Below are 17,742 nucleotides of genomic sequence, written 5' to 3' on the forward strand. Positions count from 1 at the left end.
AGGAGAGCGAAATGCGTATTCTGACTTCGATCGCAGCGGCAGCGCTGATCATTCCGGGCGTGGCACTGGCACAGACGGGCACCGGCGGCTCGATGGGCGGCACCACGGGTGGCACGATGAGCGGAAGCACCATGGGCGGTTCGACCGCAGGCAGCACGACCGGCGGCATGTCGACCGGTACGATGGATCAGGCCAACCCCTCGACCAGCACCCGTTCGACCACAACGCGCACGCAGCGTGGCACCAAGGCTCGCAGCCGTACGCGCGGTACGACGTCGGGCACCATGAGCGGCACCGGCACGACGGGCAGCACGATGTCGGGCACGACCGGTAGCACGATGGGCGCCGACACGATGGGCGGCACGACTGGTACGATGGGCACCACCGGCACGATGGGTGGAACGATGGGCGGCTCGACCGGAACCACGGGCACGATGGGTGGCACGACCACCGGCACGATGGGTTCGACCACGGGCGGGACAACCGGCACGACCACCCCGCGCTGATCCGACCTCGCTACAGTAGATGAAAAGCCGGGCGAGCGATCGCCCGGCTTTTTCGCGTCCGCTCAGTCCGAGAACGGATCGCGGACGAGAATCGTGTCGGCACGCTGCGGACTGGTCGAGACCAACGTCACCGGGCAGCGGATCAACTCCTCGATCCGGCGGATATACTTGATCGCCTGCGCGGGAAGGTCGGCCCAGCTGCGTGCACCCGCAGTCGTCTCCTGCCAGCCTTCCATCGTCTCGTAGATCGGCTCGACCAGCGCCTGGTCCGCCGCATGCGCCGGGAAGTAATCGAGCGTCTCGCCGCGCAAGCTGTACCCGGTGCAGATCGATACGGTCTCGAACCCGTCGAGCACGTCGATCTTCGTCAGCGCGATCCCGGTGATGCCACCGACCGCCGCCGCCTGCCGCACCAGCACCGCGTCGAACCAGCCGCAGCGGCGCTTCCGCCCCGTGACCGTCCCGAACTCATGGCCGCGTACGCCGAGACGCTCGCCGGTCTCGTTCTCGAGCTCGGTCGGAAACGGCCCCGAACCAACGCGCGTCGTGTATGCCTTGGCGATACCGAGCACGAAGCCGACCGCGGATGGCCCGAGGCCAGACCCGCCGGCTGCGGCGCCTGCGATGGTGTTCGAGGAGGTAACGAACGGATAGGTGCCGTGGTCGACGTCGAGCAGCACGCCCTGTGCGCCCTCGAACAGGATCCGCTTGCCAGCCGAACGCGCGGCGTTGAGGTCGCGCCACACGGGCTTGGCGAAGGGCAGCACGAAGCCAGCGATCTCGCGCAGTTCCGCGATCAAGCGTGCGCGATCGATGGGCGGCTCGCCAAAGCCGGCGCGCAGCGCGTCATGATGCGCGGTGAGGCGATCGAGCTGCGGCCCGAGATCGTCGAGATGCGCGAGGTCGCAGACGCGGATGGCACGGCGGCCGACCTTGTCCTCATACGCAGGCCCGATGCCGCGACGCGTGGTGCCAATCTTGCCAGCGCCGCTCGCATCCTCGCGCAGACCATCGAGATCGCGGTGGAACGGCAGGATCAGCGCGCAGGTATCGGCGATCCGCAGCGTCTCCGGGGTCGCGACGACGCCCTGCGCGCCCAACCGGGCGATCTCGTCCTTTAACGCCCACGGATCGAGCACCACGCCGTTGCCGATAAACGACGGCGTCCCGCGGACGATACCCGACGGCAGCAGCGACAACTTGTACACGTTGTCGCCGACGACCAGCGTGTGGCCGGCATTGTGGCCGCCCTGGAACCGCACGACCATGTCGGCGCGCTCGGCGAGCCAGTCGACGATCTTGCCCTTGCCTTCGTCGCCCCATTGCGCGCCGATGACTGCTACGTTGGCCAAACTCTATCTCCTGAGGATTACGCGCAGCGCCTACAGCGCGCGGGGCTCGCCCGCCACCCATAGATGCGTGCAGACTTGTGCTTCGGGGGTATCGCCGGCGTCTAGCGCCGCGACGGTGACCCAGCCCTGCGCGCGCATTGCTGCGCCTTCGCTGGCGGGCGTGCCGAACGGGAGGAAGAGACGGCGGCGGTCGACGGTGGCGACGCGCTCGACGAGCGCATCGGCGAACAGCGAGAAGCCCGTCGCAGCTTCCTCAGCGCCGTTTTCGTGGACGACGGTGTACGTGCCCCCGCGACCAACTTCACGCGCACTACCGTCGGCGAAGAGCGAGAAGCCGAGCCAGGTCTGGTATTCGAAGCCATGCCGCTCGGTCGGGTCGAGCGTCAACGCGACGCGGCCGTCGAGCGCTTCGGCGATGCGCGCGAGGCCGTCGAGGCGGGAGGCGAGTGCACCGGTGGTGTCGAAGGCGCGGAGGCGGTCCATCGCCTGGTCGAACGGGCCGGCGGCTTCGATCAGCGGAAGGTAGGCCGGAGCAAGAGCAGCAACGGCGCCGGCGTCCTTCGCGTCGAGGCGATCGCGCAGGGTTGCGATCTGCTCGGGCGCGACGGGAAGAGGTCCGGCGGCAAGCGTCGGCACGAGATCGGGGAGCGTAAAGTCGATCGACGCGCCGGTAACATCGGCGGCAGCAATCATGTCGACTGCAACCGCGACGAGTTCCTGCGCGGCGGCAACCGAATCAAGCCCGATGAGTTCGCATCCGATCTGCCGAGTCTCACGCGCGGGCGCGAGCTGTGACGCCCGCAGCTTAAGCACGGAGCCAGCATAGCTCAGCCGAACCGGCCGAGGGTGATGCCCCATCCGAGTGGCGGCGATCCGCGCGACCTGTGCGGTGATGTCCGGCCGGATCGCGAGCGTGCGTTGCGACACCGGATCGACGAAGCGTACTGCGTCGTGCAGCCCACCAGCCTTCAGTCGCATCTCAAGCCCGTCGGCGAATTCGGCGAGCGGCGGATCGACGCGCTCGTAGCCGTGGAGACGCGCAGCTTCGAGCACGCAGGCCTCCAGCGCCGCTGCCGAATCGGCGAACGGGGGGAGGCGATCTCGGAAGCCTTCGGGGAGGAGTGCGGTCATCGTGTCAGGTCCACGCGTATGACAAGTGCATCGCCCAACACTTGCAGAACGCCTTCGAGATTGGTCATCACATCGGTATTGGCGAAACGGATCACCCGATATCCCTGCTCTTCCAGCCACGCCGTCCTGCGGGCGTCGCGTGCTTGGTCGGTGTGCGTATCGCCGTCAAGCTCGACGACCAGCATGTGCGAACGCGCGACGAAATCAGCGATGAACGCGCCGATCACGACCTGGCGGGTGAACTTCACGCCTTGGAAGCGCTTGGCGCGGACTTCGTACCAGAACCGCATTTCCGGCCCAGTCTGCCCGGACCGCATCGCCTTCGCCTGGCTCAGCATGCTGTCATCGGTCTTGGTCACTGCTCCCTCTCCCCTTTGGGGAGAGGGCCGGGGAGAGGGGCCGCCCCAAACGCCATCTCTCGGTACTGCCCCCCTCCCCTACCCTCTCCCCAAGGGGAGAGGGAGTCTTGTCAGAAGTTGAGGCCCATCGCGGTCTTTACGCCGGGAAGCGCGCGGACCTTGGTCAGCAGGTCCGGCGTCACCGCTTCGTCAACCGACAGCAGCAGCACAGCCTCGCCACCCGCAGACCGGCGCCCAAGATGGAACGTCCCGATATTCACCCCAGCCTCGCCAAGCGCAGTCCCGAGACGACCGATGAACCCCGGCGCATCCTCGTTAACGACATACAGCATCGGCCCCGCCAGATCGGCCTCGATCTTGATCCCGAGCAGCTCGACCAGACGCGGCGCCGAATCGCCAAACAACGTACCCGCCACCGAACGCTCGCCATCCTCGGTCTTCACCGAGACGCGCAGCAGCGTATGGTAATCCGCCTCACGTTCGGTACGCACTTCGCGCACCTCAAGACCACGCTCCCGCGCCAGCACCGGCGCGTTGACCATGTTGACCGTCGCGGTCTGCGTCTGGAGATAGCCCGCCAGCACCGCACTCACGATCGGCTTCGCGTTCAGATCCGCCGCCGCGCCCTCGGTATGCACCGAGATCCGCGACACCGCACCCGTCGTCAACTGACCGACCAGCGACCCGAGCTTCTCCGCCAGCGCCATGTACGGCTTCAGCTTCGGCGCTTCCTCCGCCGACAGCGACGGCATGTTGAGCGCATTCGTGACGCCGCCCGACATCAGGAAATCGGCCATCTGCTCGGCGACCTGGATCGCGACGTTGACCTGCGCCTCGGTGGTCGACGCGCCAAGATGCGGCGTGCTGACGAAGTTCGGCGTGTTGAACAGCGGCGACGCCTTGGCGGGCTCCTCGACGAACACGTCGAGCGCTGCGCCGCCGACCTGGCCCGAATCGAGCGCCGCCTTCAGCGCGACCTCGTCGATCAAGCCGCCGCGTGCGCAGTTGATGATGCGCACCCCCTTCTTGGTCTTGGCGAGCGCCTCGGCCGAGAGAATGTTGCGCGTCTGATCGGTCAGCGGGGTGTGCAGCGTGATGAAGTCGGCACGCGCGAGCAGTTCGTCGAGCGTGACCTTCTCGACGCCGATCTCGATCGCGCGCTCGGGCGTCAGGAACGGATCGAACGCGACGACCTTCATCTTGAGGCCGCGCGCGCGATCGGCGACGATCGAGCCGATATTGCCCGCACCGATCAGGCCGAGCGTCTTCGACGTCAGCTCGACACCCATGAAGCGGTTCTTCTCCCACTTGCCGGCCTGCGTGGAAGCGTCCGCTTCCGGGAGTTGCCGGGCGAGCGCGAACATCAGCGCGATCGCGTGCTCGGCGGTGGTGATCGAGTTGCCGAACGGCGTGTTCATCACGACTACGCCCTTCGCCGACGCGGCGGGGATGTCGACGTTGTCGACGCCGATGCCGGCGCGGCCGACGACCTTCAGGTTGGTGGCGTGCTCAAGGATTTCCTTGGTAACCTTGGTCGAACTGCGGATAGCAAGGCCGTCATACTCGCCGATGATCGCGATCAGTTCGGCAGGCGTCTTGCCGGTGATCTCGTCGACCTCGACACCGCGCTCGCGGAAGATCTGGGCGGCGCGGGGATCCATTTTGTCGGAAATAAGGACTTTTGGCATGGGATTGCTCCTGGAAATTCGGTGAATTGGGGTGCCGCCTTCCGTTCTGATCCTCACCCCTCCCCGTCATCCCGGCGGACGCCGGGACCCACGGTTGCGGTTCGCTTCATGAGCGGACGCTCCGTGTCCATGGGTCCCGGCGTGCGCCGGGATGACGGAATGGGGGTGGTTGTTGGAAGGAAGACGTAAAAGACGCGGTAGCTAGTTAGGCGGCCTTGGCGGTCGCGTAGGCCCAGTCGAGCCACGGGCCGAGCGCCTCGATATCGGCGGTGTCGACGGTCGCACCGCACCAGATCCGCAAGCCCGGAGGCGCGTCGCGGTAGCCCGCCACGTCGTACGCAGCGCCAGCCTTTTCAAGCGCAGAGGCCATCGCCTTGATCAACGCCTCGTCCGCACCCTCGACAGTGAGGCACACGCTGGTCTTCGACCGCGTTGCCGGATCGACCGCCAGATGACCAAGCCAATCGCGCTCCGCCACGATCTTGTCCAACGCCGCTGCATTCGCGTCCGAGCGCTTGATCAAGCCGTCCTCGCCAAGCGACTTCGCCCATTCGAGACTGAAGATCGCATCCTCGACCGCCAGCATCGACGGCGTGTTGATCGTCTCGCCCTTGAACACGCCTTCGGTAAGCTTGCCCTTCGAGACCAAGCGGAACACCTTCGGCAGCGGCCAGGCCGGCGTATAGCTCTCCAGCCGCTCGACCGCACGCGGCCCAAGGATCAGCACGCCGTGCGCGCCCTCCCCGCCGAGCACCTTCTGCCACGAGAAGGTCGCCACATCGATCTTGGTCCAGTCGATATCGTACGCAAACACGCCGCTGGTCGCATCGGCGAACGACAGACCCTCGCGATCGTCCGGGATCCAGTCCGCGTTCGGCACGCGCACGCCGCTGGTGGTGCCGTTCCAGGTGAACAGCACGTCGTTCGACCAATCGACCGCGTCCAGATCGGGCAGCTGGCCGTAATCGGCGCGCACCACCGTAGGGTCGATCTTGAGCTGCTTCACTGCATCGGTGACCCAGCCCTCGCCGAAGCTTTCCCACGCCAGCGCGGTGACGGGCTTGGCGCCGAGCATTGTCCACATCGCCATCTCGTACGCGCCGGTGTCGGAACCGGGGACGATGCCGATGCGGTGCGTGTCGGGGAGCTTCAACAGCTCGCGCATCAGGTCGATGCTGTACTGGAGGCGGGTCTTGCCGATCTTCGAGCGATGCGAGCGACCGAGCGAATCGGTGGCGAGCTTGTCCGCGGACCAACCCGGAGGTTTCGCGCAGGGACCGGAGCTGAAAAAGGGACGTGCCGGCTTCGTAGCGGGCAGCGCAGGCGCATCTGTAGCGGGTGCGTAGGTCGTATCAGTCATGTATCTCTCCTCACAGAGAGCACGCGCGGCGTTGGGACCGCGTGGCCCGTCGCCGGCCCTAACGGCGTTCGGCGGGGTGTCAACCGCGTTCGATTGCAAGCGCGCGGCGGCGGGACTCGCCCCACCGTGCGCCAAACTCGCTCCGTCACCCCGGGCTTGTTCCGGGGCCCACCGTGCCGCACGGCCGTCGGCATGGGGGACAAGATTGCAAGTGAATGCCGGAACGAGGCTCTCCTGAGCGTGGCCGAAGGGCCCGGCATGACAAAGTGGTTGGGGCTCGTGTGCCTGGCCCTCACACTTGCCGCCTGCGGACGTGCCGATCGCCCCACGGCGCCAACCAAGACCCGCCCCAACCTCTCCGTTCCAAGCAACCGCGAGACCGCGCAGTGCCTCGCCGACCTGCGCGAGCTCCACGTCTCGTTCCAAGTCCTGCCCGACCGCGAGACCGGCCCCGGATGCGGCCTGAACGGCACGGTGAAGCTCGTCGATATCGGCGTGCCCGTCGCCAATCTCACCGCGGTCCGCTGCGGCGCGGCACGTGCGTTCATCGGCTGGACGCGCAACGCGGTGGCGCCCGCCGCGTACCAGATGCTCGGCAGCGAACTCGCGCGGGTCGACAGCATGGGGAGTTACGCCTGCCGCAACGTGGTCGGCTCGGCGCGCAACGTCAGCCGCCGCTCGGGCCACGCGATCGCGAACGCGATCGACGTCGGCGGGTTCGTACTGAAGGACGGGCGGCGAATCACCGTGCTCAACGACTGGAACTCGTCCGACCCGCAGGTCCGCCAATTCCTCCAGACGATCCGCGCCTCGGCGTGCAAGCGGTTCGGCACGGTGCTCAGCCCCGACTACAACGCCGCGCACCGCAACCACCTCCATCTCGAAGACGATCACGCCAATTTCTGCCGCTAGCGCACCGCTCTAGCCCTCCCCTCGCGTTTCCTCTAATCGCGCCTGAATGACCGATACACGAGTACCATCGCGCGTTTTTCCGAACGCCAGCCAGGATGCCGAGTCCGCCCGCGACTCCGTTTCTACCCCCCAGACGCAGCACCCGCATTACCGGCTCGCCTTCCAGGACATGGACTTCCTGTTGCGCGAAGACCTGCGGCCGGTGCGGTTCCAGCTCGAACTGCTGAAGACCGAACTCGTCCTCGACGAGGCGAAGATCGGCTCGACCTTCGTATTCTACGGCTCCGCACGCATTCCCGAGCCGTCCAAGGCGCAGGCGTTGCTGAAGCTCGCGACGGACGAGAAGTCGAAGAAAATCGCCGAGCGGCTGGTCGAGAAGTCGAAATATTACGACGTCGCGCGTGAGCTGGCCGCCAAGGTCAGCGTGCTGCCCCGCGACGAGCGTGGCTGGCGGCAGTTCGTAGTGTGCTCAGGGGGCGGTCCGTCGATCATGGAAGCCGCCAACCGCGGCGCGGACGACGTCGGCGCCGAGTCGATCGGTCTGAACATCGTCCTGCCGCACGAGCAGGCGCCAAACCCGTACGTCACGCCGTCGCTGTCGGTGCAGTTCCACTATTTCGCGCTGCGCAAGATGCACTTCCTGCTGCACGCGCGCGCGCTTGCCGCGTTTCCGGGTGGGTTCGGGACGTTCGACGAACTGTTCGAGCTGCTGACGCTGATCCAGACGGGCAAGATCCAGCCGATTCCTGTGCTGCTGTTCGGGCGTCAGTTCTGGGAGCGGGTCGTGAACTTCGACGCGCTGGTCGAGGAAGGCGTCGTCAGCGAGAAGGACCTGGGGATCTTCCGCTATGTCGAGACAGCCGACGAGGCCTGGGACGCGGTGCAGTCGTTCTATCGCGAGCGTGCCGAGAAGGAAGCGGCCGAGGGCTGAGCCTTCCGGAGAGGGGAACCTTCTGCTCCCTCTCCCCCTTCCGGGGAGAGGGCTGGGGTGAGGGGCTGTTCCAGGCGCCGCACTGCTTGGCAGCCCCTCACCCCGACCCTCTCCCCGCAGGGGAGAGGGAGAAGCGGCTACTTCTCCGAGCGGGCGCCCTTGCGAGCGGCTTCGGGATCGACCGACGGCGCGCCGGAGGCGGGTGTGCCGGTGTTGGCGATGTCCGCGGTGGGTGCACCCTTCGTTGCCGCTGCCTCCGCCGCATTCGCGGTCGCGGGCTGATCCTTCGCCGCGGCATCCTTGCCGGCCGCCGGAGCAGCGCCAGCCGCAGGAGCCGCCGGCAACGGCAGGTTCGAGCCCTGCTGGTTCAGATACAGGATCACGTTTGCGCGATCCTGCGCATTCCCGAGCCCCGCAAACGTCATCTTCGTCCCCGGCGCGAACTTGCGCGGCGAGGTCAGCCACGCGTTCAGCTTGTCGAAGTCCCACTTGCCGCCGACCCCTGCCAGCGCCGACGAGAAGGCGTACCCGGCCTTGCCCTTGGCGATTTCCTCGCCGACCGTGCCGTACAGGTTCGGGCCGACGCCGTTCGCGCCGCCCTGGTTGATGGTGTGGCAGGCGGCGCACTTCTTGAACACTTCGGCGCCCTTGGCGGCGTCGGCGGTCGGCAGCAGCGAGGCGATCGGCACTTCGGCGGCCGCACCCTCGCCGCCCTCGGCGACGACGCCCTCGATCGCATAGCCCATCTTCTCGGGGCGCTCGCCGTGGAACATCATCCCGCCGACGATCGACAGCCCGAGCGCCGCACCACAGCCTGCGAGCACCCAGCCGGCGATCGTATTGGTCCGATTGTCCATCTTGTGCATCCGCCCTGTTCTGTTTGGGATAGCCATAGAAAACGCGAGCGCGCACCGCAAGCCGCGCTTGAAGGGCGGGTATATGGCGGGCGGCGGCGCTTTACGCGGCTTGAACAGGCAGGCAGCGCGCTTTAGGCGCTCGGCGCATGGAAAACTTCGCCGCACCCGCCCGCCCGATCGTCGCGCGGATGACCGACGCCGCCGCCGCCGAGCCCGCGCGCGCCGTCGCGTTCCAGGGTGCACCGGGCGCGAACAGCCATGTCGCCGCGGTCGAGGCGTTCCCGGACGGCCTGCCCCTGCCCAGTTTCGATTTCTCCGACGCGATCGACGCCGTGAAGGACGGCCGCGCCGATTGCGCGATCATCCCGATCGAGAATTCGCTGCATGGCCGCGTCGCCGACATCCACTTCCTGCTCCCCGAATCGGGCCTCGTGATCACCGGCGAGCATTTCCTGCCGATCCGCCACGCACTAATGGCCTGCGGCCCGCGCGACGGCATCCGCAAGGCGATGAGCCATCCGCAGGCACTGGGGCAGTGTCGGCACTGGCTGAAGGCGCACGGGATCGAGCCGGTGAGCTATCCCGACACCGCAGGCGCCGCGGCAGTGGTGGCGGAGTTGGCCGACCCCGCGATCGCCGCACTCGCACCGCCCGCTGCTGCGGCGCTGTATGGTCTCGAACTGCTCGCGACCGACATCGCCGATGCGGACCACAATACGACGCGGTTCGTCGTGCTGGCGCGCGGCGGCAAGCCTCCCGCGGCACAGGAACCGGTTGGCGGCGAATGGATGACGACGCTGATCTTCGAGGTCAGGAACGTCCCCGCCGCGCTCTACAAGGCGGTCGGTGGGTTCGCGACCAACGGGGTGAACATCACCAAGCTCGAAAGCTACCAGCGCAACGGCAGCTTCTCCGCGACGGAATTCTATGCGGATGTCGTGGGGAAGCCGGGCGACGCGAACCTCGACCATGCGCTGGAGGAACTGGGGTTCCACTCGAAATGGCTGCGCGTGCTGGGGACGTATCGGCAGGCGCGCTCGCGGGGGTGACCATACGGGGGGAGTTCTAAACCCCCGTTCGTCCTGAACGAAGTCGAAGGACATGCCCAAAACGACGGTGCTTCGACTTCGCTCAGCACGAACGGAAATTAGGCGTTTGACGGGCCGATTTAATTAGCTGCTGGCAACCTCAGCCGCACCAGCAACCCACCAAGATCCTCGCTCTCCTCAAGCGCGACCGTCCCCTCGTAGATCTCCGCCACGTCCCGCACGATCGCCAGCCCCAGCCCGGTCCCCGGTTTCCCCGTATCCAGCCGCACACCCCGATCGAAGATACGCACCCGCTCCTCTTCCGGAATGCCGACGCCGTCGTCCTCGACCAGGAACTCGACGAAGCCCGACTGCGCGCCGACCGTCACGAACACGCTGCCGCCTCCGTACTTCGCCGCGTTCTCGATCAGGTTGCCGAGCATCTCGTCAAGATCCTGCCGCTCGACATGGACCTGAAGCCCACGCGGCCCGGTCACGTCGATCCGGACATGCCGGTACAGCCGACCGACAGCCCGCTCGACCGACTCCAGGCTCGGCCAAACATCCGCACGGCTATGCGCAGACCCACGACGCCCTACAGCCCGCGCCCGCGCGAGGTGATGGTCGACCTGCCGCCGCATCGTCCGCGCCTCGCGGATGACCGTGTCGGCCAGATCGTCCGACTGCGCCGTCGCCGCGTTCATGATCACCGTCAGCGGCGTCTTCAGCGCGTGCGCGAGGTTGCCGGCATGGCGTCGCGCCTCCTCCGCCTGCCGCTCGTTATGCTCGATCAGCGCGTTGAGTTCCTCGACCATCGGCGCGACCTCGACCGGCATCGCGCTCGACACGCGGTTCGACTGGCCCGCCCGCATCCGCGCGATCTCCTCGCGCACCCGCCGCAGCGGCCACAGCCCGTAGAACGTCTGCAGCGCCGCCATCACGATCAGCCCGAGCGCGAGCAGCGCGAAGCTCCGCACCAGCGTCCGCCGCAACGTCGTGATCTGCGCATCGAGCCCGTCGCGGCTCTGCGCCACCTGGAAGCGCCAATGCACCTTCGACCCGGGGATCACCGCGTCCCGCTCGACGACGCGAAGCTTCTCGTCCGGAAACTGTGTGCTGTCGTAGAAATGCGCGTTGCGGTCGTCATGCGTCCCGCCGAACGCGAGCCGCCGATCCCACAGCGAACGCGACGGGAAATCCTCGCGACCCTTGCCCGACACCTGCCAGTACAGCCCTGAATACGGCTCGACGAAGCGCTGGTCGGCCGCCGCCTCGCGCGAGAAGATCACCTCGCCGTCGGGGCCGATCTCGGACGAATTAAGCAGCGACCGCAGCACATATTCCAGTTGGTCGTCGAAATTGCGCGTCACCGCCGCGGACAGCACCCGGTCGAGCGCGAACCCACCGCCGCTGAGCAGCACGCCGATCCACACCGCCGCGATCAGGATCATCCGCCGCGACAGCGATCCCTTGACCGCGGCAGGCACGCGGATCGGCCCGTCCGCTATCGGCGTGTCTGTGACCGGCGCGCTGTCCATCGTCAGCCGATCAGGCGTCCGGATCTTCGAGGCTGTAGCCAAGCCCACGGATCGTCGTGATCACGTCCTGGCCAAGCTTCTTGCGGATGCGCGTCACGAACACCTCGATCGTGTTCGAATCACGATCGAAATCCTGGTCGTAGATATGCTCGATCAGCTCGGTGCGGCTGACGACCTTGCCCTTGTGGTGCAGCAGATAGCTCAGCAGCTTGTATTCCTGCGCCGTCAGCTTCACCGGCTCGCCGGCGCGCGTCACCTTGCCGCTGCGCGTGTCGAGGCGAATGTCACCCGCAGTCAGCTCGGACGAAGCATTGCCCGAAGCACGACGGATCAGCGCACGAAGACGCGCGATCAGCTCCTCGCTCTGGAACGGCTTGGCGACGTAATCGTCCGCGCCCGCATCGAGGCCCGCGACCTTGTCCGACCAGCTGTCGCGCGCGGTCAGCACCAGCACGGGCATCGTCTTGCCCTCCTTGCGCCAGCGATCGAGCACCGTCAGCCCGTCGATTTCCGGCAGGCCGAGGTCGAGCACGACCGCGTCGTAATTCTCGGTCGAGCCGAGGAAATGCCCTTCCTCGCCATCGACCGCGAGATCGATCGCATAGCCGGCCCCTTCCAGGGTATTCTTCAATTGCTGGCCGAGATTCGGCTCGTCCTCGACGATCAGAACGCGCATGACAATCCTCTCGATTACAGTGTTCAGCGACCCGTGCGGCCGACGATCTGGCCGTTACGGCCATCGACGTCGACCCAGATGACGGTTCCATCGCGCAGGAATTTCAGCGTGTAAATGGCGCTGCCCGAATCATAGTCCGAGCCGAGATACTGCGCGCCCCGCATCGTCGGGATCACACGCGACTCGATCTCGCGCAAAGACGGCGCTCCGGTCTTGCGCGCCTGCAACGCCGACATCTGGTCGCTGCGGCGCTGCGGGGGCTCGCCCGCCAGCATGGGTGCGGCACCCATCAGAAACGGCGCAGCGGCCAGGGTTGCAAGGAAAAGCAGCATCTTCATGGCGGTGGCATAGGCCTCCCGCATTGAACAGCCTGTGAATGATCGCGACAGGCCGCCGACAGCACGATGCCCGCGCGGTGTAACTTGCCTGCATCACTTCGCCCCCCTACGTGGCGCGAACATGGCAGCACCAATCTTAGCATTCGAAGGCCTCGGACTCGTCCAGGGCTCGGGATGGCTCTTTCGCAATCTCGACATCCATATCGGACCGCGCGACCGGCTCGCGCTGATCGGCCGCAACGGCGCCGGCAAGACGACCTTGCTAAAATTGCTCGGCGGCAGCGTCCAGGCGGATGAGGGCCGCAGGACGATCGTCCCCGGCACTCGCGTCGTCATCCTCGAGCAGGAGCCCGATCTGCGCGGTTTCGCCACGCTGCGCGATTACGTGATGGCGGGCGACGATGCGCCGGTGAACTACGAGGCGGATTCGATCGCCGACCAGCTCGGCATCGACCTGTCGCGCGAGGCGGCTTCCGCGTCAGGTGGCGAGCGGCGCCGCGCGGCGATCGTCCGGGCGCTGTCGCAGGACCCCGACGTGCTGCTGCTCGACGAGCCGACCAACCATCTCGACATCGGTGCGATCGAATGGATCGAGGACTGGCTCAAGCGCTTCCGCGGCGCGTTCGTCGTGATCAGCCATGACCGCACCTTCCTGACCCGCCTCACCAAGCAGACCTTGTGGCTCGATCGCGGTGCGATCCGTCGTGCGGAGATCGGCTTCGGCGGGTTCGAGGCCTGGACCGAGCAGGTCTATGCCGAGGAACAGCGCCAGGCCGAGAAGCTCGACGCGCGGCTCAAGCTCGAGGAGCATTGGCTGCTCCGCGGCGTCACCGGCCGGCGCAAGCGCAACCAGGGCCGCCTCACCAAGCTGCACGAAATGCGCGCCGAACGCGCCTCGATGATCGGGCCGCAGGGCTCGGCAAACCTGACGACCGCCAGCGACGACACCAAGTCGAAGGTCGTGATCGACGCGAAGAACGTCACCAAGGTATACGGCGACCGCACGATCATCGGCGACCTGACGCTACGTGTGACCAGAGGAGACCGCATAGGAATCGTCGGCCGCAACGGTGCGGGCAAGTCGACCTTGCTCAAGCTGCTGACGGGCGAGATCCAGCCCGACAGCGGATCGATCAAGCTCGCGCAGACCCTGGACGCGGTGGTGATCGACCAGCAGCGCAGCCTGATGGCACCCGAGAAGACGGTCCGCGAAGTCGTCGTCGATGGCGGCGAATGGATCGACGTGCTCGGCGTTCGGAAGCACATCCACGGCTATCTGAAAGACTTCCTGTTCGACCCTAACATGGTCGACGCGAAGATCGGCTCGCTGTCGGGTGGTGAGCGCTCGCGGCTTTTGCTGGCGCGTGAGTTCGCCAAGCCGTCCAACCTGCTGGTGCTCGACGAGCCGACCAACGACCTCGATCTCGAGACGCTCGATTTGTTGCAGGAGGTGATCGGCGATTACGACGGCACCGTGCTGATCGTCAGCCATGACCGCGACTTCCTTGACCGCACCGTGACGATCACGCTCGGTCTCGACGGTTCGGGCACGGTCGACGTGGTCGCGGGCGGCTACGAGGATTGGGAAAAGCGTCGCGTGTCGACGACGACCGGCAAGCGTGCTTCGAAGAAGGTCGCGGCGACCGCCCCCGTCGCTGCGGCGCCCCGCGCGAAACTGACCTACAAGGACCAGCGCGACTACGAGATGCTGCCCAAGCGAATCGAGGAACTCGACGCGCAGATGGCAGCCGATGCGGTCAAGCTGGCGAAGCCCGACCTCTACATGCGCGACAATGCGACGTTCGCGAAGCTGACCAAGGCCATGGATGCTGCGCGCGCCGAAAAGGAGGCCGCGGAGCTGCGTTGGCTCGAGCTTGCAGAAATGGTTGAGGGAACTTCTTGAACTAGATTTAGCTGGACGTTTCCCTCTTCGGTCAATACGGGAACCACGGTGCGATTGCTGCGTTGCGGCAGTTCTGTTTGTTTAATGCGGAGATGTATATGAAGCTCAAGGCCCTTACCGGCGGCGCACTTGCCGTTGCAATGATGACCACCTCGGTTGCAGCGTCGGCTGCTCCTGCCAGCCTGTCGGTTGCGAACGCACGCGTTGGCTCGGCAACGTCCGGCAAGAACGAGCTCGCAGGCGGCGGCGGCATCTTCGCCCTCCTGATCGTAGCTGGCGTTGCAGCGATCGGCGTTATCGCCATCGTCAACGACAACAACGACGATTCGGACAGCAACTGATGTTGCCGGGCCGGTGCTTCGGCACCGGCCCACCGTTTTGAGATTACAACGCCTTGCCGGCGCGACCGGCTAGATCGACGATATATTGCCACGCGACGCGGCCCGAGCGGCTGCCCCGACGTGTAGCCCAACCGATGGCCTCGCCCGGTTCGAACTCCAGATCATGTGTCGCCGCATAGGCCGCAACGATCGCAAGATACCCTTCCTGATCAAGTGCATGAAAGCCAAGGCTGAGGCCAAAGCGATCCGATAGCGCCAGATGATCGTCCGCCGAATCGCGCGGATTGATCGCACGTTCCTGTTCGGCGAGGTCCCGCGGCGCCAGATGCCGTCGATTGGCGGTCACCAGCAATCGGACATTGGCAGGCCGGGGTTCCGCCCCACCCTCCAGCATTGACCGAACCGCCCGCGCCTCGGCCGGCACGTCGAACCCTAGATCGTCGACGAATACGACGAACGCGCGCCTCACCTGCGTCAAGGCTGCGAACAGCGTCGGCAGTCCGGCAAGCTCGGTGACCTCGACCAGCGCAATGTCGCCGCCCGAACCCTGCACGTCAGCCACCGCACTTTTAACGAGCGCCGACTTGCCGGTTCCTCGCGCGCCCCACAGCAGAACGTCCTGCGCGGCATGCCCCGCCGCGAGATGGCGCAGATTGGCCAGCAGCGACGCCTTCTGGCGATCGACACCGATAAGCATATCGAGCGGCAGCGGCGCAAACCCGCGCGCCGGCTGGAGCACCCCGCCACGCCAGACATACGCAGGATGCGCGCGCGGATCGGCAGCCGGCGGCGGGGGCGGCGACAAGCGCTCAAGCGCGGCGGCGATGCGGTCCAGCGGATCGGTCATGCGCGGCTTCTGACGATACGCCTTCCCAGAGGCAAGGGTTCCGAAGGCAGGACCGGTAGCGTTCAGCCGAGTTGTCGGCGATGGCCCGCGATCGCAGCGTCCCCCGGCGCGAGTCGGACGGCCTTGTCTAGCAGTTGGCGCGCACCATCACTATTCCCGCTCGCGGCAAGGGCGACGCCGTAAGCATCCGCCGCGGCCGCGTTCATCGGCGCGAGGCTGTACGCAGCCTTGCCGTAGCGCACCGCGATGGCGCCATCGTCACTGCCCGCATAGGCAAGCGCCAAATCGATTAAGACGCCGCCATCGCGATTGCCGACCCGTCGCCGCACGCCTTCCAGCGTCTCGATCGCCTTGTCCCAATCCCCCGACGCAACCTGCCAATGCCCGAGCAGACGCAGCCCGGTCAGGCTTTGCGGGTTCTGCGACAGATACAGCGCCAACGAGGCCGCTGCGTCCTGCGCGCGCTCGGCTCGACCAAGCGCATCGACCAGACGCAGCATCGTCGGTTCGTCGAACGACAGATCCGCGGCACGCGCATAGACGCCGGCCGCCTCGGGATAGCGCCCGGCAACGACCAGTGCGTCCCCAAGTGCCAGCTGCGCGGCCGGCGCACCGGGGCCCGCCGCGACGAGCGCACGCGCCCGAGCGATCGCGCCGGCAGTATCCCCACGCGCGATCTGGCCGCGGATCACCCCCAGCACATAGGTCGGGTCATTCGACGCAGCATCGGCCACGGCCAACAATGCGCCGACCGAATCGTCCGTACCGAAGATCGCAGAAGGCGCCGTCCGCCCCCCCGTTGCACGATCAAGGAATTGCGCCGCGGTCGAGGTATCCCCGGTCGCCTCGAACGCCCGCGCGATCACCGTCAGCGCGTAACTGTCCGCATCGGAGCGCAGCCCGATCGGCCGCAGCACGCCCAATGCCCCTTGCGCATCCCCCGACCGGAGCAGCGCCGCGCCCAGCAGTCGGCGCGCGGTCACGTTGAGCGGCTGGATCGCGACCAACTGTCGCCACGTGACCGCCGCCTGTTCGAACTTCCCCTCCGCATAGTCGAGACTGCCCGACAGCAGCATAGCACCCGGCAAGCCGGCAACCGCGCCGCCAGTTCGTTGCAGTAGCCCGCGCGCCAGATCGACGCGTCCCGCGCGTGCTGCCAATACCGCCTGGAGGTACAACGCCTGCGGGCTGCCCGGCCGCGCCAGCAGCGCGCGACGCGTCGCCGCCAGCATGTCGGCATTCCGCCCTGCCTCGCCCAGCGTCGCGGCATATTCGATCAGCGCGGGGTGATAATAGGCGTCGCGCTGCAACGCCGCCTCGAACCACGGCAGCGCGGCAACCAGGCCGTAGCGGCTGCGGATCACCTCCCCCTGCAACGTCAGCGCCGCCGGTTCGCCCCGCGCCAGCGTCACCGCGCGCGCCGCAGCGACCGACGCACCGCCGACATCGCCCGCCGTCAACCGGATACGGCCAAGATCCGTCCACGCCGCGCCATCGTTCGGCACCCGATCGAGCAGCGCCCAAAGCACCGCCTGCGCCTCTACCGGCTTGCCTTGCGACGCGAGCGCCCGCGCCTGGATCCGCGCGGCGTACCCGGCATACCGCGGTTGCGCCTGCGCCGCCTCGTCGATCGCGCCATCGGGGTCGCCCTGCAGCAATCGCGCATGTGCCTGAAGTTGATGCAGGCGATCCGCGGGCAACCCCGCGTCGGTCGCCCGCGCCAGTTCCGCCTCCGCCGCAAGCCCGTCGCCCAGTTCGAGATACGCGCGCGCCAGCACCGCATGCGCGATCCCCAACGTCGGGGCAGCCTTGATCGCGGCCTGCGCGTTGGTCCGCGCGGCACTGTAGTTCCCTGCTGCCAGCGTCGTCAGGCTGTCGACCAGCGACCGGCGCGCATCTGGCCGTGGCGGACGGGTCGCGAGGGCGATCGCGATACCGACGATCAGCAGACACAGGACGCCGATCGCAACCAAGC

The 17,742-nt window shown here is 66.9% G+C and carries 17 protein-coding genes; 6 read left to right on the plus strand and 11 right to left on the minus strand.

Annotated elements, in window-relative coordinates; all coding sequences use genetic code 11:
* The first annotated feature begins 11 nt into the window (after positions 1-11).
* Complete coding sequence (locus J4O76_RS14725) at positions 12-506, plus strand: hypothetical protein (RefSeq protein ID WP_426282583.1); 495 nt, start codon at positions 12-14, stop codon at positions 504-506.
* A 62-nt stretch (positions 507-568) separates the two neighbouring features.
* On the opposite strand, the gene J4O76_RS14730 is transcribed toward J4O76_RS14725, so the two are convergent.
* The 5 genes from J4O76_RS14730 to J4O76_RS14750 all read right to left on the minus strand — a co-directional run bounded on the left by J4O76_RS14730 (position 569) and on the right by J4O76_RS14750 (position 6,396).
* Positions 569-1,858 carry an adenylosuccinate synthase gene (locus J4O76_RS14730; RefSeq protein WP_121885604.1) on the minus strand — a complete coding sequence of 430 codons (1,290 nt, stop codon included), beginning with the start codon at positions 1,856-1,858 and terminating at the stop codon, positions 569-571.
* A 30-nt stretch (positions 1,859-1,888) separates the two neighbouring features.
* The gene (locus J4O76_RS14735) at positions 1,889-2,989 is read right to left on the minus strand and encodes an ATP phosphoribosyltransferase regulatory subunit (RefSeq protein WP_426282585.1); all 1,101 of its coding nucleotides are present in this window, start codon (positions 2,987-2,989) and stop codon (positions 1,889-1,891) included.
* Positions 2,986-3,348 (minus strand): endonuclease domain-containing protein, encoded by a 363-nt coding sequence (locus tag J4O76_RS14740; protein ID WP_426282586.1) that lies wholly within the window; start codon positions 3,346-3,348, stop codon positions 2,986-2,988. The genes J4O76_RS14735 and J4O76_RS14740 overlap by 4 nt, the downstream gene beginning before the upstream one ends.
* A 110-nt stretch (positions 3,349-3,458) precedes the next feature.
* Positions 3,459-5,036 carry a phosphoglycerate dehydrogenase gene (gene serA, locus J4O76_RS14745; RefSeq protein ID WP_093398618.1) on the minus strand — a complete coding sequence of 526 codons (1,578 nt, stop codon included), beginning with the start codon at positions 5,034-5,036 and terminating at the stop codon, positions 3,459-3,461.
* A gap of 205 nt (positions 5,037-5,241) precedes the next feature.
* Positions 5,242-6,396 (minus strand): phosphoserine transaminase, encoded by a 1,155-nt coding sequence (locus J4O76_RS14750; RefSeq protein WP_426282587.1) that lies wholly within the window; start codon positions 6,394-6,396, stop codon positions 5,242-5,244.
* A 258-nt stretch (positions 6,397-6,654) separates the two neighbouring features.
* Between J4O76_RS14750 and J4O76_RS14755 the strand changes: the two genes are divergently transcribed.
* Both J4O76_RS14755 and J4O76_RS14760 read left to right on the plus strand, forming a co-directional pair.
* On the plus strand, positions 6,655-7,308 hold the full coding sequence (locus tag J4O76_RS14755) for an extensin family protein (RefSeq protein WP_426282588.1): 654 nt from the start codon (positions 6,655-6,657) through the stop codon (positions 7,306-7,308).
* Between the two features lie 46 nt (positions 7,309-7,354).
* Positions 7,355-8,239 carry a TIGR00730 family Rossman fold protein gene (locus J4O76_RS14760; RefSeq protein ID WP_056484830.1) on the plus strand — a complete coding sequence of 295 codons (885 nt, stop codon included), beginning with the start codon at positions 7,355-7,357 and terminating at the stop codon, positions 8,237-8,239.
* 137 nt (positions 8,240-8,376) lie between these two features.
* Here the strand turns inward: J4O76_RS14760 and J4O76_RS14765 are convergent, their stop codons facing one another.
* On the minus strand, positions 8,377-9,096 hold the full coding sequence (locus tag J4O76_RS14765) for a c-type cytochrome (RefSeq protein ID WP_426282589.1): 720 nt from the start codon (positions 9,094-9,096) through the stop codon (positions 8,377-8,379).
* A 146-nt stretch (positions 9,097-9,242) separates the two neighbouring features.
* Here J4O76_RS14765 and J4O76_RS14770 point away from each other — a divergent pair, with 146 nt between their 5' ends.
* On the plus strand, positions 9,243-10,145 hold the full coding sequence (locus tag J4O76_RS14770) for a prephenate dehydratase (protein ID WP_426282590.1): 903 nt from the start codon (positions 9,243-9,245) through the stop codon (positions 10,143-10,145).
* 119 nt (positions 10,146-10,264) lie between these two features.
* On the opposite strand, the gene J4O76_RS14775 is transcribed toward J4O76_RS14770, so the two are convergent.
* The 3 genes from J4O76_RS14775 to J4O76_RS14785 form a co-directional block, all read right to left on the minus strand.
* Complete coding sequence (locus J4O76_RS14775; RefSeq protein ID WP_056485281.1) at positions 10,265-11,575, minus strand: sensor histidine kinase; 1,311 nt, start codon at positions 11,573-11,575, stop codon at positions 10,265-10,267.
* Between the two features lie 97 nt (positions 11,576-11,672).
* Positions 11,673-12,338, minus strand: a complete 666-nt coding sequence (locus J4O76_RS14780) for a response regulator transcription factor (RefSeq protein WP_056061146.1) — start codon at positions 12,336-12,338, stop codon at positions 11,673-11,675.
* A 23-nt stretch (positions 12,339-12,361) separates the two neighbouring features.
* Entirely contained in the window at positions 12,362-12,676 is a 315-nt protein-coding gene (locus J4O76_RS14785) for a hypothetical protein (protein WP_056061812.1), read from the minus strand.
* Positions 12,677-12,797: 121 nt separating this feature from the next.
* Here J4O76_RS14785 and J4O76_RS14790 point away from each other — a divergent pair, with 121 nt between their 5' ends.
* Both J4O76_RS14790 and J4O76_RS14795 read left to right on the plus strand, forming a co-directional pair.
* Positions 12,798-14,579, plus strand: a complete 1,782-nt coding sequence (locus J4O76_RS14790) for an ABC-F family ATP-binding cassette domain-containing protein (RefSeq protein WP_136189230.1) — start codon at positions 12,798-12,800, stop codon at positions 14,577-14,579.
* A 98-nt stretch (positions 14,580-14,677) separates the two neighbouring features.
* Positions 14,678-14,920, plus strand: coding sequence for a hypothetical protein (locus tag J4O76_RS14795; protein WP_082452997.1), 243 nt, complete (start codon positions 14,678-14,680; stop codon positions 14,918-14,920).
* A gap of 43 nt (positions 14,921-14,963) precedes the next feature.
* On the opposite strand, the gene J4O76_RS14800 is transcribed toward J4O76_RS14795, so the two are convergent.
* Positions 14,964-15,767 (minus strand): DUF815 domain-containing protein, encoded by an 804-nt coding sequence (locus tag J4O76_RS14800; RefSeq protein WP_426282591.1) that lies wholly within the window; start codon positions 15,765-15,767, stop codon positions 14,964-14,966.
* A gap of 62 nt (positions 15,768-15,829) precedes the next feature.
* Complete coding sequence (locus J4O76_RS14805) at positions 15,830-17,740, minus strand: tetratricopeptide repeat protein (RefSeq protein ID WP_426282592.1); 1,911 nt, start codon at positions 17,738-17,740, stop codon at positions 15,830-15,832.
* Positions 17,741-17,742: the final 2 nt, after the last annotated feature.

Origin of the sequence: Sphingomonas sp. NFX23, assembly GCF_049887795.1 — a bacterium.
Lineage (GTDB): Bacteria > Pseudomonadota > Alphaproteobacteria > Sphingomonadales > Sphingomonadaceae > Sphingomonas.

What these genes read in the sequence shown, in the direction of transcription:
- J4O76_RS14750 (WP_426282587.1), bottom strand. Translation starts at nt 6,396, where the DNA reads ATGACTGATACGACCTACGCACCCGCTACAGATGCGCCTGCGCTGCCC.
- J4O76_RS14735 (WP_426282585.1), bottom strand. Translation starts at nt 2,989, where the DNA reads ATGACCGCACTCCTCCCCGAAGGCTTCCGAGATCGCCTCCCCCCGTTC.
- J4O76_RS14780 (WP_056061146.1), bottom strand. Translation starts at nt 12,338, where the DNA reads ATGCGCGTTCTGATCGTCGAGGACGAGCCGAATCTCGGCCAGCAATTG.
- J4O76_RS14795 (WP_082452997.1), top strand. Translation starts at nt 14,678, where the DNA reads ATGAAGCTCAAGGCCCTTACCGGCGGCGCACTTGCCGTTGCAATGATG.
- J4O76_RS14790 (WP_136189230.1), top strand. Translation starts at nt 12,798, where the DNA reads ATGGCAGCACCAATCTTAGCATTCGAAGGCCTCGGACTCGTCCAGGGC.
- J4O76_RS14755 (WP_426282588.1), top strand. Translation starts at nt 6,655, where the DNA reads ATGACAAAGTGGTTGGGGCTCGTGTGCCTGGCCCTCACACTTGCCGCC.
- J4O76_RS14770 (WP_426282590.1), top strand. Translation starts at nt 9,243, where the DNA reads ATGGAAAACTTCGCCGCACCCGCCCGCCCGATCGTCGCGCGGATGACC.
- J4O76_RS14785 (WP_056061812.1), bottom strand. Translation starts at nt 12,676, where the DNA reads ATGAAGATGCTGCTTTTCCTTGCAACCCTGGCCGCTGCGCCGTTTCTG.
- J4O76_RS14800 (WP_426282591.1), bottom strand. Translation starts at nt 15,767, where the DNA reads ATGACCGATCCGCTGGACCGCATCGCCGCCGCGCTTGAGCGCTTGTCG.
- J4O76_RS14760 (WP_056484830.1), top strand. Translation starts at nt 7,355, where the DNA reads ATGACCGATACACGAGTACCATCGCGCGTTTTTCCGAACGCCAGCCAG.
- J4O76_RS14775 (WP_056485281.1), bottom strand. Translation starts at nt 11,575, where the DNA reads ATGATCCTGATCGCGGCGGTGTGGATCGGCGTGCTGCTCAGCGGCGGT.
- J4O76_RS14725 (WP_426282583.1), top strand. Translation starts at nt 12, where the DNA reads ATGCGTATTCTGACTTCGATCGCAGCGGCAGCGCTGATCATTCCGGGC.
- serA (WP_093398618.1), bottom strand. Translation starts at nt 5,036, where the DNA reads ATGCCAAAAGTCCTTATTTCCGACAAAATGGATCCCCGCGCCGCCCAG.
- J4O76_RS14765 (WP_426282589.1), bottom strand. Translation starts at nt 9,096, where the DNA reads ATGGACAATCGGACCAATACGATCGCCGGCTGGGTGCTCGCAGGCTGT.